The following is a 15,644-nucleotide window of genomic DNA, read 5'->3' as shown; positions in this document are numbered from 1 at the left end:
TATGAAAAAACTATTTGCCATATCCTTATTTTGTATTGGAATAGGATTAACAGCACAACAAAAAACCTACGATCCAAAGATGGTAGGGTGTTATAAGGGTTCTGAACAAAACCAACAGATCGAAGGTTTCTCAAAGTACTGGGTTTCATGCAGGATGGAAAACGGAAAAAGCATGCTTTTATTTGTTGCTATTGATCAGGACGGTAACGTACAACAGGAAACTGAAAATGGCAGCTGGTGGACAGAATCCGGAAAATATTATGAACTTCATAACTATGATAAGGTGATTGATGTGTACAATTATGAAGTACTGGATAACGGTAATGTAAAGTTCCAATCAATTGAATTAATGGGTAAAAAAGATAACACCTACACATTTATAGACACTAAAATAAAAGAAGATTAAATAGTAAAATAATTATGAGAAGAAAGATCGTTGCAGGAAACTGGAAAATGAACAAAAATGTAATTGATGCTCAGCAATTAATGATTCAATTACTTAGCTATAAAAACAATAACCCGACGAATTGTGAGGTTTGGATCGCTCCTCCTTCATTGTATCTGATGATGGCAAAAGACATCTTTGAAAAGGATGAGATCGGAGTTTTTTCCCAGGATATGAGCGAGCATGAAAGCGGAGCCTATACAGGAGAGCTTTCTGCAGATATGCTGGAATCCATTGATGTGACCGGATCACTTATCGGACACTCTGAAAGAAGACAATACCACGGTGAAACAGATTCACATTGCAACAGAAAGGTTAAGTTAGCACTTGATAAAGGTTTAATTCCTGTATACTGCAATGGGGAAACACTTGAACAGAGAAAAGCAGGCCAGCACTTTGAAGTGGTAAAAAACCAGACTGAAGTGGCTTTATTTACCCTTTCCGCAGAGGAAATCAAAAAAGTAGTAATTGCTTACGAACCCGTTTGGGCAATCGGAACCGGTGAAACGGCTACACCTGAGCAGGCTCAGGAAATCCATGCACATATCAGAAGTATCATTGCTGCAAAGTATGGGCAAGAAGTTGCAGATGAAGTTTCGATCCTTTACGGAGGTTCAGTGAAGCCGGATAATGCTAAAGAGATTTTTTCCCAACCGGATATCGATGGTGGACTGATTGGCGGAGCTGCTTTAAAACTGGAGGATTTCTCTAAAATTATTGAGGCCTTTAATTAGTTAGATTTTAGATATTAGAGGTTAGATGCTCTACTGAATCAATATCATAAAAATAAAAAGTGGCGGAATTGTATTCCGCCGCTTTTCTTTTAAAAATATGATTACTGAATATCGACTACATACATTGTTCCTTTATCTACTTTTCCTGTCTTAGGAAGAATCTTCGCTTTCGGGTTTCCGTTTCCATCATCGGTAACGCCAAAATCATCGTCATTGAAAACAGCCAGTTTATTTCCTCCCAGATAAACAATTCCTTCGAATTTGTCGTGTTCATATCCCAATTTAGCAACCAGATCCACAGCTAAAGTCTTGGAAACCGGCTTTAGCCCGGCAGCATCAATCTCAGCCCATGTGGATTGTTCCAAAGCTTTATCATTAATCTTTAACCCATCAACAGCCGCCAGATCGGGACCGGTAACATCTGATGCGCCGGAAAGATTAATTCTGTACACTTTCTTCAGTCCGCCCTGAGAACCGAATTTCCCGTCCCTTTCAATAACTAAAAACTCAGTATTACTGATCGCTGTGATATCACAAACGGAATCGGATGCTCCCCCATCCTGCTTATACAAATATTGTTTTGTCTGCCCGGTTGCAAGGTCAAACGTTACAATCCTTGTTAAAGTAGTATTGGTAGCGAGAGCTTTGGTAGGAACATACATGGTCGACTGCATCGTTCCCACCAGCATCTTTCCGTCAGGAGTCATACACATTCCTTCCATTCCCCGGTTAGGTCTTCTTTTTGCGAAAACGGCAGGCAATTTCCTGTTTCCTGTATTCACTCCAATAGGACTGATTCTTTCCATCTCCACCCCATCCGCATTATAATGAACGATGTGAGGTCCATATTCATCAGACACCCAAAACGTGCCGTCAGCAGCAGCTACAATACTCTCACTGTCCAATCCGTAATTATCAGTCCCCAATACATTTCCATTGACACCATAAGCAATTTCACCCGTACTTCCCATTCCCTGAGGGTTTGGAAGTCCTGTAATAGGTTGTCCCGAAGGATTTTTAAGCTTGATATACTTCAGTACTTCAATATTTCCATCAGCATTGATCTTAAAATGCATGATCGTGGGTGTATAGTTGGGAATGAGGAATTTAATTCCATTCTGATAAGCGGTATTGGGACCACGGTCCGTGATCACATAAAATTCTCCTTTACGGGTAGGATGGGCTGTTGCTCCGGAACCGAAACCACCATTAATTACAGCGACTCCATTCATCGTAGCAACCGTTGTAAAAGGAAATTCCTGTGGTAGTTTATTATAATTGATGTCCTGGTTATTTACCGTATCATCGTTGTTGCATGACCATAAAGTTCCTAGGATAAGAGATGAAAGAAGAAGTTTTTTCATGATTACTTTTTATGGTTGCGAATGTAAACAGCGATTGTGAACTAATGTTGAATTGAATAATAATTGTATTTTAAATATGACTTAATTTCTTTATCTTGAAACAAAGGTTCAAGATTTAATATTTACTTCTCCCTCAGACAGTAGAATTTTTTTAACGTTTATAGGATTCATTTTTTTAACGTTTCCGGTTCCCAGGTCGCTGTCAAAAAATCAAAGATTTTTTAAAACTTAAGTGTATTTTCTATACAGCATTCTGGTCCTTAAAAACAGCTAACGTGTTTAAAAACTTTTGTGACTTTTGTGGTTAAAAAAAAGACATATAGTGTTAGATTCCTTCACTTCATATGCGCTCCGTTCTCAAGTCGAAGATCAGACGTAGTTAATGACATAGGATTATTATAAAAAAAGAAAAGCGCACCTATCGGTGCGCTTTCATTAGTATTTAAAGAAACTTATTTTTTCTCTTTGGATCTCTGTAAAACCTCATCTACCATTCCGTAGTTTTTAGCTTCTTCAGAAGTCATCCAGTAATCCCTGTCAGAAGATTTTTCAACCCACTCATAAGTTTGTCCTGAATGCTCTGCAATGATATCGTAAAGCTCCTGCTTTAATTTCAACATCTCTCTCAGGTTGATCTCCATATCAGAAGCAACACCTTGTGCACCTCCTGAAGGCTGGTGGATCATTACCCTTGAATGCTTAAGTGCGGAACGTTTTCCTTTTTCTCCGGCAACTAACAATACAGCTCCCATTGAAGCAGCAATACCTGTACAGATTGTCGCTACATCCGGTTTGATGATCTGCATGGTATCATAGATACCTAAACCTGCATATACACTACCACCAGGAGAGTTGATATAGATCTGAATATCTTTTGAAGGGTCAGCACTTTCAAGGAATAAAAGCTGTGCTGTTACGATATTAGCTACCTGGTCATCGATTCCGGTTCCAAGGAAAATAATCCTGTCCATCATCAAACGGGAGAAAACGTCCATCTGAGCAACGTTCAATCTTCTTTCCTCCATAATGTAAGGCGTAAGATTCGTTGGACCATACATTCCCATATACTGATCGGTAACCAAACCGCTGTTTCCTAAATGCTTTACAGAGAAATCTCTGAATTCTTTTTTAATGTCCATATTTCTATTGGTATTATTTTAAATTTTTCTGAAGTTTAAATTACAACTTTTATTCCTAAAATTTTATAGGACTTTTTGTCAGAAATGATTAATGCCCCGCCAACAGTTTGTCTGAAAATTATCTTTTGCTGTCTCTATAAATCCCTTTAATGGGTGAGTATTCGATAATATCATTGAGTTTCATTGACGCCTGTTTCAATAAGGTGATCTTTTTGATCAGTTCAAAATATTTTCCTTCATCTTTTCCGCTGTATTGATCCAGCTCTTTAGCCGTTTCTTTGATCAGGTAGTCGATATACCGGTATTTATGCAGCAAGACGTCACCTTTTATCTGCTCTGCCACTTTATCCCCGTAATTGGGAGGATAAATATTCCGGGAAGCCCAGTTTTCAAGCTCATCCAATGGAATTAACGCATCTACTACCTTCGAGGTGATCTGCTCGTCCATAAAAGATACGAAAAAATTCCCGCTTCTCAGTTCATCCTGCTGGATGCCTTCTTTAACCTGATTAATGATGATCTCATTTCCTTTTACCAAAAATTGATATTGCTCTTCCTCAAAATGGTGCAGAATTTCTTCAATGACCGTGATCTGATACTCCTCATTATTAGCGTCCGTTCTTTTTAAAACAACATCTCCAAACATTAGCATATGATCCACAAGCTTACTCTCCATAAACAAGACATCATACAGAAAAGGATCCCCTTTATCCTCATCCGGAGGAACAATATCCATTTTAACAGGAATATTTTCTTTCTGCTGCTGAACATGCTGGTTCTGATTTTGAGTAATCTGCCTCTGGACATCCAGTTCATTAAACAAACTCTGTTCGGAAAGTCCGAATTTATTGGAAACTTCTTTTAAGTAAACCTCTCTTTTCAAGGCATTCTGAACAAACCCTACGGATTTAACGATGTTCCTGATCGCCTCGGCTTTTTTAATAGGATCACCTCCTGCTTCTTTTAAAAGAATTTCAGCTTTAAAATCAATAAAATCCATCGCCTCATTTTCGATGAATTTTTCCACGTAGTCCTGCGGATGTTTTCTGGCAAAGGAATCCGGGTCATCTCCTTCAGGAAATAAAAGAACTCGGATATTCATTCCTTCTGTCAGCAACATATCAATACTCCGGAAACTGGCTTTAATTCCGGCATTATCTCCATCAAAGAGAATGGTTACATTTTCCGTAAGTCTTTTGATCAGTTTGATCTGTTCTGTCGTCAGGGAAGTTCCTGAGCTTGCCACCACATTTTCAATTCCGGAAAGATGAAGGGAAATCACGTCCATATATCCTTCCACCAAAAGACAGACGTTTTTCCTGGAAATAGCCTGCTTACTTTGGTTTAATCCATAAAGGACATTCGATTTATGGTAGATCTCCGTTTCCGGGGAATTGAGGTATTTTGCTGTTTTTACATTATTCTTAAGGATCCTGGCACCAAAACCCAGTACCCTTCCCGAGAAGCTATGGATCGGAAAGATGACCCTTTCACGAAAACGGTCAATTCCATTCGGTGCATTTTCAGGAAAAATAGAGAGTCCTGATTTCTCCAGAATTTCTTTAGAATATCCTTTCTCTAAAGCATACGCCGTAAAGGCATTTTTCTTTTCAGGAGAATACCCCAGCTGGAATTTTTTTTATGATATCATCTTTCAGCTCACGCTCCCTGAAATAAGCGAGTCCAATGGATTTTCCTTCTTCAGCCTCCCAAAGGAAATTCTGAAAATAATCATTGGCCACTTCATGAATTTTATATAATAAATCCCTTTCAGACTGGGCATTTTTAGCTTCTTCAGAAAACTCGCGCTGATCTTCTTCAATTTCAATTCCGTATTTTTTGGCAGCATGGCGAAGCGCTTCGGGATAGGTGAAGTTTTCAATTTCCATGAGGAAGGAAATCGCAGTTCCTCCTTTTCCTGTAGAGAAATCCTTCCAGATCTGCTTACTCGGAGAAACGACAAAACTGGGAGATTTTTCTTCGTGGAAGGGACTGAGTCCTTTATAATTAGACCCTGCCCGTTTCAGCTGCACATATTCACCCACAATCTCTTCTACCCGGATCGTGGAGAATATCTTATCAATGGTCTGTTTGGAAATCATGGTGTAAAAGTATAATATTTCTATTGTAAAACAAAAAAATCCCCCTTCGTGAAATTCCTAAAATTGATAAAATTCGTGTTCGATCTAAATAAAATAATTAGGCTAAATTTGACAAATGAAAAATGACACCCGGATGAATGACAGGATGCCTGGTTGAACGCATTCTCAATAAAAGTTTCATGTATGGCTGAAGATTATAAAGCTTTTAATATCTACAAACCTGCCAACGGTTTTGTATGGACAAGGGAAAGATTAATTTATATTTTAATAGGTATCCCTTTCCTGACTGTTGCTTTTGTGCTTTATATACTCAAAGTTCCGGAAAAGGAAATTCCGGGCTGGTTCGCATGGATCATAGGAATACCTATGTTTATTGCCTTCATCGGAGGTTTTATTAATGTCTGGTTTCCGGAACAGCTAAAAGGTCGAATGGAAGGAAAACTTATTTTTGAAAAAGAAAAAATTACCATCGACAATGAGGTTTTTTTGACGCAAAATCTAAAGTATGTCGAAATTGTACAAAATGATCATAGGGGAAGGTTCATTATCAGGAACGGTGCTGACGGTGCTTTTTCCCAAGGCTGCAATAATTATTTAAAAATCAGACTTTTGGATAATGAGGAAAGGAAAGTTCTGTTTCAGATAAAACAACCAGGAGAACTTTTACAAATATCCAATCAGCTTAACTTTTACGTAGAACAGGGTTTAATGACCAAGGAAGCCCGAAACAATATATTAAACTATACATCATAAATGGAATTGAAAATCAATAAAATCGAAGACTGGCAGGCTGTAGTGGAAAAAATTATTCCTCAATTGCAGCACCCTATTCTTTTGCTAAAAGGAAACCTGGGAGCAGGAAAAACAACATTTACACAGTTTTTGCTTAAAAACCTGGGAAGTGAGGATGAGGTAAGCTCCCCAACCTATTCTATTGTCAATGAGTACAGCAGTCCCAAAGGAAAAATTTTTCACTTTGATCTTTACCGTCTGAAAAATATTGACGAGGTGTATGATATCGGTATTGAGGAATATCTGGACAATGCTTATCTATGCATTATCGAATGGCCGGAAGTGTATGAAGAAGACCTGTACGGCCTGGAATATCACTCAATGAGCATTTTAAATACCGGTGAAAGCAGAGAAATCACTTTCGAGTAAATATTATGTATCTTTGCTTACTAAATTTGATTATAAAAACATTTATCTGTAAGACATAATTAATGTAAAGAATGAGTACTACAAATATTTTCACTCCTTTTACTGAAGAAGAATTGATGCCGAAAGAGGAAAAACTGGAAGTTATAAAGAAGGGTAAACAATTTAGTATTGGTGTTCCCAAAGAAACGTGTCTTCACGAAAGAAGAACCTGTATCACTCCTGATGCAGTGCAGGTATTGGTAGATCACGGCCACGAAATCATTATCGAATCGGGAGCCGGAGTAGGATCTTTTTTTACAGATTTACAGTACTCCGAATCAGGAGCGAAGATCACTACAGATCCCAAAGAAGCTTTCGGACAGGATTTGATTTTAAAGATCAACCCTCCTACTGAGGAAGAAATTGATTATATGAAGCCAAATACGTATCTGGTTTCTGCCCTTCAGATCAATTTAAGAGAGAAAGAATATTTCCTGAAGCTTGCTGAGAAAAAAATCAATGCAATCGCTTTCGAATTTATTATCGACGAATACAAGCAGCTTGCCCTGGTAAGACTGGTAGGTGAAATTGCCGGAACCGTTTCCATCCTGTATGCATCGGAATTGCTGGCTTTATCCAATGGCCTTATGCTGGGTGGAATTACAGGTGTGAGACCTTCGGAAGTCCTGATCCTTGGAGCAGGAATCGTGGGCGAATTTGCCACTAAAGCAGCTATCGGTTTAGGGGCCAGTGTAAGGGTTTTTGATAATTCCCTATCGAAACTACGCCGACTTCATACCATCGTAGACAGCCGTGTTCCTACTTCTATTATCGATCCTAAAGAGCTGGGTAAAGCTTTAAGACGTGCAGATGTTGTGATCGGAGCCCTTCCGAGATTGAATATGCAGCCGATCGTTACGGAAGATATGGTAATGAAAATGAAAAAAGGAAGTGTAATCATAGATATCACCATCGACAATGGTAAAGTGATCGAAACTTCGGAACTTACTACCATGGATGAGCCTTATATTATCAGACACGGAGTGATCCATTGCGGTCTTCCGAATCTTACGTCAAAAATGCCGAGAACGACAACAAAGGCTATTTCTAATTTCTTTTTATCCTACATTTTAAATTACGATGAGGAAGGTGGCTTTGAAAATATGCTGATCCGCAAAAATGAAATGAAGCAAAGTCTTTATATGTATAAAGGAAGACATACGAAAAAGATCATCTGCGACCGTTTCGGGCTTACTTATCATGATATCAATCTTTTAATTTTCTAATGAAAAAACTGAAGTTTTATTTAATCGGCCTTATTCCGGGGCTTATTATCGTATTTTTTATATTAAACAAAAAAGGGGCAAGCTGCTCGGGGTATTTGCCCAACAGCCGTGTTATTGCTGAAACGCTTTCCAAGGATTTTAAGTATTCAGAGACATTCAGTAATGAAATGAAAACCTTAAAGATTGATGAAAAATTTCTGAAAGACAGTATTATCACCAAAGGAAGAGTAGATTTCGACCGCAGCCATGCTCAGAAAAAACCATGTCCGGAATATATACTGATCTATCCGGAAACCCATCCGACCTACGAGATCGGATATGAAAAATGTGAGGAAACGGTAACGCTGAACAGCCTTAAAAAACTGAAATAAGCAGGTATTATTTAAAGAAAACAACCATGGATGGCAATTATTACATGATTCATGATTATCTGATATTCATTGGAGTCTTTGCTATTTTCTTTTTTCTTACGGTAAGCATCTACCTGTTTGGCCAGAATAAAAAATTCAAACAACGAAATACCAAGCTGTCGGAAACGAATAAGCTGATTGAGCAGCGACTGAATGAAGTTCAGCTGGAACACATTGGTACCAAGCTGAATCCGCATCTGTTTAAAAATATCCTCAATTCCGTTCAGTCTCACGCTTACCAGACCTATATGTCCCTGGATAAGCTGGCGAACGTGCTGGATTATATCTTATACGAAAGCAATAATAAATTCGTAAGCCCGAAGGAAGAACTCACTTTTGCCTTAAGCCTTATTGAAATCAATAAGATCAAGATCAACCCTCTTTTTGATTTCAGGATCAAATCCAAAATCGATAAATCCGACCGTATCTTTGAAGAGAAAGTATTTGCCCCGCTGATTTCTGTGGACCTGATAGAAAATGCTTTTAAACATACAGATTTTTTAGCCCAGGATTCTTTTATATCCATATATCTGGAGCTGGAAAACGGGATCTACACCATGAAGGTAATCAACAAGGCTTCTCTGAAAAACGTTCTGGAAAAAGAAAAAAGCGGATTCGGAAGCCAATCCCTGGATCAAAGGCTGAAGATGATCTATAACACGCATTATCAGCTTCAAAAAAGTTCCAAAAACGGGATCTTCACAGCAGAATTACAAATTAATTTAGGAGAGTTCTATGATAAAGTGCGTTATTCTTGATGATGAATTGCTGGCGATAAGCTATTTAAAGCTTCTATGTGAACAGATTGATCATGTAGAGGTGGTAAAGGCTTTTAACGATCCTAAAATTTTCCTCAGCGAAATTCATTCCATCGACTGTAACGTATGCATCCTGGACATTGAAATGCCGGGAATGACGGGCCTTCAGGTAGCAGAATTGATTTCAGATTCTAAAAAGATCATCTTCACGACAGCATATAAAGAATATGCCGCCGAAGCGTTCGATCTTAATGTGGTGGATTATGTGCGTAAACCTATTAAAAAAGAAAGACTCATTCAGGCTTTTGAAAAGGCGAAGGAACTGGTCAACAGCCCACAGAAGAAAGACTTTATCGAATGGAATACGAATATCGGGAAAACCATCATTTTCACAGAGCAGATTGCTTATATTAAAACCTCGGAGATCGACAGCCGCGATAAAGATATTATTCTCAACGACGGAACCAATATCGTCCTTAAAAACCTCAATTTTAAGAATCTTCTGGACATGCTTCCTGCTAAAGATTTCGCCCAGGTCAATAAAAAAGAGATCATCGCATTGTCTTCCATCAAAGTATTTTCAACCAACGAGATCATTACCACAATTCCTGCGGAAGATGACAATTTCCTGAAACTTCAGATCGGAGATACCTATAAAAGCGCTCTGATGGAAATGTTCGGAAAATAGATCCTTCAAATGATCCGGTTTTCGCTGCAGAATTCAGGTCTTTCATTACAGGCTCCTTTTTACAATGATCAGTCCGTGTACTTTTACATCTGATTAAATGCTTGATCATGAAAAGATTTTTTTATGCATGTGGAATTCTCATATCCGGATGTTGTTTTTCCCAGGAATCTACTTCTCAAGTGAAAGCCGCATTTTTTGACGGAGTGGCAGCAGCCGGATATGTGGATCATGGGGCTTTCATCAATTTTACGGGACCGAATATCAACATCACCTGGCGCCATACAAAATTTATTGTAGGAATGCTTCCTTCCCTACGGATCAAAGAAGACCGGTCAGAAGGGACGAAAAACAATGCTGTAACTCCTAACCTGGGGGCAGGCCTTACTTTTGTCTACAAAAAGATAGCCCTTCAGGTTCCGGTGTACTATAATACCAAGACTTCAACACAAAATGGCAGCTGGAAAGTAGGAATTGGGCTTGGATATTCTTTAAAATAGATTTTTCATTACATTATTTATGGCATTTATTACATTTTACAAAAAATAATATCTGTCATCCATATATTCTTTAGAAATTTACACTAAAATAACGGATTATGAATTTGGGGAAATACAGAAATATTATTTTTTATGCAGTTACGATCGCTGTTTTCTCTTGCCTGATGTACTTCTTCATTATTGAAGGACAGACATTGGAGGTAAAAGAAAATCTTGTTGTAAAAACAATTTCAGGATCTACCTGGGATAACTTTATAGAATCATTTAAAGCCAACCTTCATCATCCATTGACTTTACTGCTGGCACAAATCGTTACCATCATCCTGGTCGCCCGGTTATTCGGATGGATTTGCATGAAAATAAAACAGCCGACGGTGATCGGAGAAATGATTGCCGGTATTGTTCTGGGACCTTCATTACTGGGAATGTACTTTCCGGAGTTTTCATCCTTTCTTTTTCCAAAAGAATCCCTTGGGAATTTACAGTTTTTAAGCCAAATCGGGCTGATCCTGTTCATGTATATCGTTGGTATGGAACTTGACCTTAGCGTCTTAAGAAAAAAGGCGCATGATGCCGTAGTGATCAGCCACGCCAGTATCATTATTCCTTTTGCACTGGGTATCGGACTCTCCTATTTCATCTATCAAGAATTTGCACCGGATGGTATCCAGTTTACTTCTTTTGCCTTATTTATTGCTATTTCAATGAGCATTACCGCCTTTCCGGTACTGGCAAGGATCGTCCAGGAGAGAAATCTGCAGAAAACCAAACTGGGAACCATCGTTATTACCTGTGCCGCAGCAGATGATATTACCGCATGGTGTATCCTTGCAGCCGTGATCGCTATTGTAAAAGCCGGATCTTTTGCCAGTTCGATTTACGTGATCTTAATGGCCATAGGTTATGTCTTTTTTATGATCAAGATCGTAAGGCCGTTCCTCAAGAGGATCGGTGATCTGCAGGCGGGTAAAAACACCATCAACAAACCGATGGTCGCCATCTTTTTTTTTAACGCTTATTCTTTCTGCATATGTAACGGAAGTGATCGGAATCCATGCTTTGTTCGGAGCCTTTATGGCAGGAGCTATTATGCCTGAGAACGCCAAATTCCGTACGATGTTCATCGATAAAATCGAAGATGTGGCCCTGGTTCTTTTACTTCCTTTATTCTTTGTATTTACAGGACTCCGGACACAGATCGGACTGCTCAATGACGGACACCTTTGGATGACAGCCGGATTTATAATTCTGATTGCTGTAGCCGGAAAATTTGCAGGAAGTGCTTTAGCTGCACGATTCCTCGGGATCAACTGGAAAGACAGCTTAACGATCGGTGCTTTGATGAATACCCGGGGATTAATGGAACTTATCGTTCTGAATATCGGATATGACCTCGGTGTTCTGGGTCCCGAAATTTTCGCCATGCTGGTGATCATGGCTTTGTTCACCACCTTTATGACCGGACCGGCACTGGATTTTTTCAATTATCTTTTTAAATCTAAAAAGGATGAAAATATCCCAAATGGGCATCATGATTCGAAATACCGTGTTTTGCTTTCATTTGACAATCCTGAATCGGGAAGTACGTTATTAAAACTCGCCCATGATTTTACCAATAAAATGAATGGCAACAAAAGCATTACTGCCATGAATATTGCTCCTGTCGAGGAAATGCATGCCTATGACATCAATGAATACGAGAATGAGCAGTTTAAAAATGTAATCGAAACCTCCCACGACCTGAAACTTGAAGTCACGACCCTTTTCAAAGCATCTACGGATATTGAAAACGATCTCACCAGCATTTCAAACAAAGGAAATTACGACCTCCTTTTAATCATGCTTGGAAAATCGATGTATGAAGGAAGTCTACTAGGCAGGCTGCTGGGTTTCACCACGAAGATCATCAACCCGGAAAAACTCCTGAATACCGTAAAAGGAAAAGGATATATTTTCAACAACTCCCCTTTTGACGATTTCACTTTACAAATCCTTGATAAAACCAATATCCCGGTAGGAGTTCTGGTAGAAAAAGATTTCAAAAGTGCTGATAAAGTATTTGTTCCGATCTTCAACCTCAGCGATTTCTACTTACTGGAATACGCCAAGAGGCTGATCAACAATAATAATTCGCAGATCATCATTCTGGATGTCGCAGGACAGATCAGGAATAATATCGAGGTGAAAGAACTCATCAGAAGCATTGAACAGGTTGCCCCTAATCACATCACTCTATATAACGAGAAAAAGATCGAAAAGGAGTTTTTAAGCTCCCAGGATCTTATGCTCATCAGCAGTAAAAGCTGGAAAGGATTAATTGATACCAAAAGTATCTGGCTATCCGATATCCCTTCTGCTCTTATTATATCCAATCCATAACAGGTTCGGTTAGCACTTGTATGGTTCGTACCCATAAAAAAGACCGGCTGTAGAGCCGGTCTTTTTTGTTCTTATTTTTATAATTAAATAAATTTTTAAACCTATTCTTTCTATCAGTATGTTAGCCGAATCTGGAATATATCCTAAAAAACTAATACAATTAACAGAGTTAATTTGCATCTATGTACTTATGGTATCGTCCATTTATATCGAATATAACAATTGAATTCCTGTCTACTCCGTAGGTTGCATTATCACTAATATAATCAAAACCTGAAGGCAATATCTCTCCATTAATATGTAAGAGATTATACTTATTATCTTTTTTAAATACTCCAATAATATTCTTTTGATAAGCAGCCGTATTACATTCAAATGTTGTTGAAGTAATTAAGTTCAATTTATTATCTGTATACGTATAATAATTCCAACGTTTATTATGATATAGCATAAAATAATCTCCTAAAAATTTAGCTTTTTCATACTGTACTTTAAGAATCTCGGTTCCATCCGGTAAATATAAACCGTATTTATTTTTCTTTTTTAAAATCAATAAATTACATATCGTATTCCCTCTATATATCAAATGATTTTGGGGAATTATAGAATCCATTTCAGCTTTAAAAATTGATTGGTCTCCTGCTTTCTTAGTAAGAATATAAGTTCCATTTTTTGTTTTGGCTATAAAATAATGCGGCGTTTCAGGTTCAGCACAATAAATAAAATTTTCATGTGAGATTCCATTACGCATGTCATACATTGCGTCTCCAAACATTACATATTTCTCATAAGATGAAAGCTTAACCTCCCCTTCAAAATCAGTATAATGGATAAATTTTCCGGCTCTGTCAATCAAGCCCCAATGTCCCTTATATTTTACTACTGCCGTTTTTCCAACAAAAGGATAAGCAACCTGGTATCCATTGGAAAACATTTTATTTTTTGTTTTACTGTCATAGAAATAAAAATCTTTAGTATCAGTATAGTTGTTAATATCATAGTGTTTGGAGTTACTCACAAAAATGCTGTCATCAGAAGTCAATTTGACAATATTATCTAACATATTGAAGTCTATCCTATTTTTGAATTGATTGATTATTTCCTGTGAATAAAGGTTTCCCGTCAAGAATAGTAAAACAACAAGGCCATACAGTATTTTCATTAGTAATTTTTAAGTCTCTAAAGTAATGAATTTGCAGAAAAATATTTGTTTTTCAAACTCTTCTTTATATTCCTTGCCACCGCACAGGTCATTTCGCGTGATTAAACATCATAAAACTACAATCTTATCCAAAAGTTCCAGGTAATTTTTTGATCTATAACCTTCTTATTCTAAAGATATAAAATGTCGTGATTTGCAATAGTAATAAAACTCGTCGCATTATAAAACCAAAAGTCTTTCCCCACTAGCAAAACTTTCTATCGAAATCATATTTATCATTTCAAAAATATTTTATACCTTCGCTTCGTGATTACAAATAACGGAACATATTACTACAGAATATTTAACTCAGATCTGGGATAGAGATTCTTATATATGATATACAACCTCGTCCTAGGACGGGGTTTTTTATTTTAAAATGAAAAGAACATGAAAATAAGTATTGTCGGTGTAGGTCTCATTGGAGGCTCTATCGCTTTAAAGTTGAGAGAAAAAGGAATTGCCGATTTTATCTACGGAATAGACAACAGCAGCAGGCACCTTGATGAAGCATTAAGCTTACATATCATCGATGCCAAGGTAGACCTGGAATATGGAATCAGGAATTCCGATCTTGTGATTATTGCTATTCCGGTTGATTCCGCGAGAAAGCTTTTACCTACAGTTTTAGATCTGGTATCATGCACCCAAACGGTAATGGATGCAGGATCCACCAAAGCAGGAATTGTAAACGGCGTAAAAGATCACCCGAACAGGTCGAGGTTTGTAGCTTTCCACCCGATGTGGGGTACGGAAAACAGCGGACCGAAATCAGCCGTTGCAGAGAGCTTCTCAGGAAAAGCCGGGGTGATATGCAACAAAGAAGAATCCGCAGAAGACGCTCTTGCCCTTGTTCAGAAAATTGTAGAAGGCCTGGATATGCACCTCATTTATATGAATGCTGAAGACCACGATGTCCATACCGCGTACATCTCTCATATCTCTCACATTACATCCTACGCCTTAGCCAACACTGTATTGGAAAAAGAAAAAGAGGAAGACACCATCTTTCAGCTGGCAAGTTCGGGTTTCTCGAGTACGGTAAGACTAGCCAAATCCCATCCGGAAATGTGGGTTCCGATCTTTAAACAAAATAAAGAAAATGTTCTGGATGTCCTTAATGAACATATTTCGCAGCTACGCAAGTTTAAAGCAGCTCTGGAAAAAGAGAATTACGAATATTTAACGGAGCTGATCTCCAATGCTAATAAAATAAGAGGAATACTGGATAAGTAATCCTCTTTGAATATTTTTCTTTATTATTTCGATGAAGGAGAATCATCCATCGTAACTTTAGTAATTGACTGTATCTTTTCTTTTGTCTTGAAACAAAAGAAACAAAAATTCAAGACTGGAAACTGCGGCTAAAAATGAATCCTGTTCTCTAAAAATTCTATAACTCGTGCGGATTTGAAGTATGTTTATTATTAACTTTTTCTCTCCGCACTCAGACAGTAGAATTTTTTTAACGTTCACAGCATTCATTTTCTTAACGCCTACG

General features: G+C 37.9%; 13 protein-coding genes and 2 pseudogenes. 11 read left to right on the top strand and 4 right to left on the bottom strand.

The annotated features are described in order from the left end of the window. Position 1: 1 nt before the first annotated feature. On the top strand, positions 2–406 hold the full coding sequence (locus ACJ5H0_RS16750; RefSeq protein ID WP_172277046.1) for a hypothetical protein: 405 nt from the start codon (positions 2–4) through the stop codon (positions 404–406). 14 nt (positions 407–420) lie between these two features. After that, entirely contained in the window at positions 421–1,179 is a 759-nt protein-coding gene (gene tpiA / locus ACJ5H0_RS16745) for a triose-phosphate isomerase (protein WP_172277043.1), read from the top strand. A gap of 101 nt (positions 1,180–1,280) precedes the next feature. Here tpiA and ACJ5H0_RS16740 read toward each other — a convergent pair whose 3' ends face one another. From ACJ5H0_RS16740 to dnaG, 3 genes and pseudogenes are all read right to left on the bottom strand, one after another. Further along, on the bottom strand, positions 1,281–2,543 hold the full coding sequence (locus tag ACJ5H0_RS16740; RefSeq protein ID WP_411250698.1) for an esterase-like activity of phytase family protein: 1,263 nt from the start codon (positions 2,541–2,543) through the stop codon (positions 1,281–1,283). A 452-nt stretch (positions 2,544–2,995) separates the two neighbouring features. Then, positions 2,996–3,682 (bottom strand): ATP-dependent Clp endopeptidase proteolytic subunit ClpP, encoded by a 687-nt coding sequence (gene clpP, locus ACJ5H0_RS16735; protein ID WP_007842699.1) that lies wholly within the window; start codon positions 3,680–3,682, stop codon positions 2,996–2,998. Between the two features lie 118 nt (positions 3,683–3,800). Continuing rightward, positions 3,801–5,784 (bottom strand): annotated as a pseudogene (dnaG, locus tag ACJ5H0_RS16730) (DNA primase). Positions 5,785–5,967: 183 nt separating this feature from the next. On the opposite strand from dnaG, the gene ACJ5H0_RS16725 reads away from it, so the two are divergent. From ACJ5H0_RS16725 to ACJ5H0_RS16690, 8 genes and pseudogenes are all read left to right on the top strand, one after another. After that, positions 5,968–6,537 (top strand): hypothetical protein, encoded by a 570-nt coding sequence (locus tag ACJ5H0_RS16725; protein ID WP_411250696.1) that lies wholly within the window; start codon positions 5,968–5,970, stop codon positions 6,535–6,537. Beyond that, positions 6,538–6,945, top strand: coding sequence for a tRNA (adenosine(37)-N6)-threonylcarbamoyltransferase complex ATPase subunit type 1 TsaE (tsaE, locus tag ACJ5H0_RS16720; protein WP_345989845.1), 408 nt, complete (start codon positions 6,538–6,540; stop codon positions 6,943–6,945). Between the two features lie 71 nt (positions 6,946–7,016). After that, complete coding sequence (locus tag ACJ5H0_RS16715) at positions 7,017–8,210, top strand: alanine dehydrogenase (protein WP_411250694.1); 1,194 nt, start codon at positions 7,017–7,019, stop codon at positions 8,208–8,210. Beyond that, the gene (locus ACJ5H0_RS16710; protein ID WP_411250692.1) at positions 8,210–8,581 is read left to right on the top strand and encodes a hypothetical protein; all 372 of its coding nucleotides are present in this window, start codon (positions 8,210–8,212) and stop codon (positions 8,579–8,581) included. Before ACJ5H0_RS16715 ends, ACJ5H0_RS16710 begins: the two co-directional genes overlap by 1 nt. 26 nt (positions 8,582–8,607) lie before the next feature. Continuing rightward, on the top strand, positions 8,608–9,378 hold the full coding sequence (locus ACJ5H0_RS16705) for a histidine kinase (protein ID WP_172277022.1): 771 nt from the start codon (positions 8,608–8,610) through the stop codon (positions 9,376–9,378). Next, entirely contained in the window at positions 9,356–10,066 is a 711-nt protein-coding gene (locus ACJ5H0_RS16700; protein WP_273647309.1) for a LytR/AlgR family response regulator transcription factor, read from the top strand. Before ACJ5H0_RS16705 ends, ACJ5H0_RS16700 begins: the two co-directional genes overlap by 23 nt. Before the next feature lie 107 nt (positions 10,067–10,173). After that, positions 10,174–10,563 (top strand): hypothetical protein, encoded by a 390-nt coding sequence (locus ACJ5H0_RS16695; protein ID WP_172277016.1) that lies wholly within the window; start codon positions 10,174–10,176, stop codon positions 10,561–10,563. A 104-nt stretch (positions 10,564–10,667) separates the two neighbouring features. After that, positions 10,668–12,942 (top strand): annotated as a pseudogene (locus tag ACJ5H0_RS16690) (cation:proton antiporter). A gap of 169 nt (positions 12,943–13,111) precedes the next feature. On the opposite strand, the gene ACJ5H0_RS16685 reads toward ACJ5H0_RS16690, so the two are convergent. Next, complete coding sequence (locus tag ACJ5H0_RS16685; protein ID WP_411250688.1) at positions 13,112–14,104, bottom strand: hypothetical protein; 993 nt, start codon at positions 14,102–14,104, stop codon at positions 13,112–13,114. A 429-nt stretch (positions 14,105–14,533) separates the two neighbouring features. Here ACJ5H0_RS16685 and ACJ5H0_RS16680 point away from each other — a divergent pair, with 429 nt between their 5' ends. Next, entirely contained in the window at positions 14,534–15,379 is an 846-nt protein-coding gene (locus ACJ5H0_RS16680; protein WP_411250686.1) for a prephenate dehydrogenase, read from the top strand. The last annotated feature ends 265 nt before the right edge of the window (positions 15,380–15,644 follow it).

The organism is Chryseobacterium proteolyticum, assembly GCF_046591535.1.
GTDB lineage: Bacteria > Bacteroidota > Bacteroidia > Flavobacteriales > Weeksellaceae > Chryseobacterium > Chryseobacterium proteolyticum.
This window is presented reverse-complemented; position numbering and strand designations above follow the sequence as displayed.

Excerpts from the sequence above, each read along its gene's own strand:
- ACJ5H0_RS16725 (WP_411250696.1), top strand. The coding sequence starts at position 5,968 with ATGGCTGAAGATTATAAAGCTTTTAATATCTACAAACCTGCCAACGGT.
- ACJ5H0_RS16700 (WP_273647309.1), top strand. The coding sequence starts at position 9,356 with ATGATAAAGTGCGTTATTCTTGATGATGAATTGCTGGCGATAAGCTAT.
- tsaE (WP_345989845.1), top strand. The coding sequence starts at position 6,538 with ATGGAATTGAAAATCAATAAAATCGAAGACTGGCAGGCTGTAGTGGAA.
- tpiA (WP_172277043.1), top strand. The coding sequence starts at position 421 with ATGAGAAGAAAGATCGTTGCAGGAAACTGGAAAATGAACAAAAATGTA.
- ACJ5H0_RS16740 (WP_411250698.1), bottom strand. The coding sequence starts at position 2,543 with ATGAAAAAACTTCTTCTTTCATCTCTTATCCTAGGAACTTTATGGTCA.
- ACJ5H0_RS16750 (WP_172277046.1), top strand. The coding sequence starts at position 2 with ATGAAAAAACTATTTGCCATATCCTTATTTTGTATTGGAATAGGATTA.
- clpP (WP_007842699.1), bottom strand. The coding sequence starts at position 3,682 with ATGGACATTAAAAAAGAATTCAGAGATTTCTCTGTAAAGCATTTAGGA.
- ACJ5H0_RS16705 (WP_172277022.1), top strand. The coding sequence starts at position 8,608 with ATGGATGGCAATTATTACATGATTCATGATTATCTGATATTCATTGGA.
- ACJ5H0_RS16710 (WP_411250692.1), top strand. The coding sequence starts at position 8,210 with ATGAAAAAACTGAAGTTTTATTTAATCGGCCTTATTCCGGGGCTTATT.
- ACJ5H0_RS16715 (WP_411250694.1), top strand. The coding sequence starts at position 7,017 with ATGAGTACTACAAATATTTTCACTCCTTTTACTGAAGAAGAATTGATG.
- ACJ5H0_RS16680 (WP_411250686.1), top strand. The coding sequence starts at position 14,534 with ATGAAAATAAGTATTGTCGGTGTAGGTCTCATTGGAGGCTCTATCGCT.
- ACJ5H0_RS16695 (WP_172277016.1), top strand. The coding sequence starts at position 10,174 with ATGAAAAGATTTTTTTATGCATGTGGAATTCTCATATCCGGATGTTGT.
- ACJ5H0_RS16685 (WP_411250688.1), bottom strand. The coding sequence starts at position 14,104 with ATGAAAATACTGTATGGCCTTGTTGTTTTACTATTCTTGACGGGAAAC.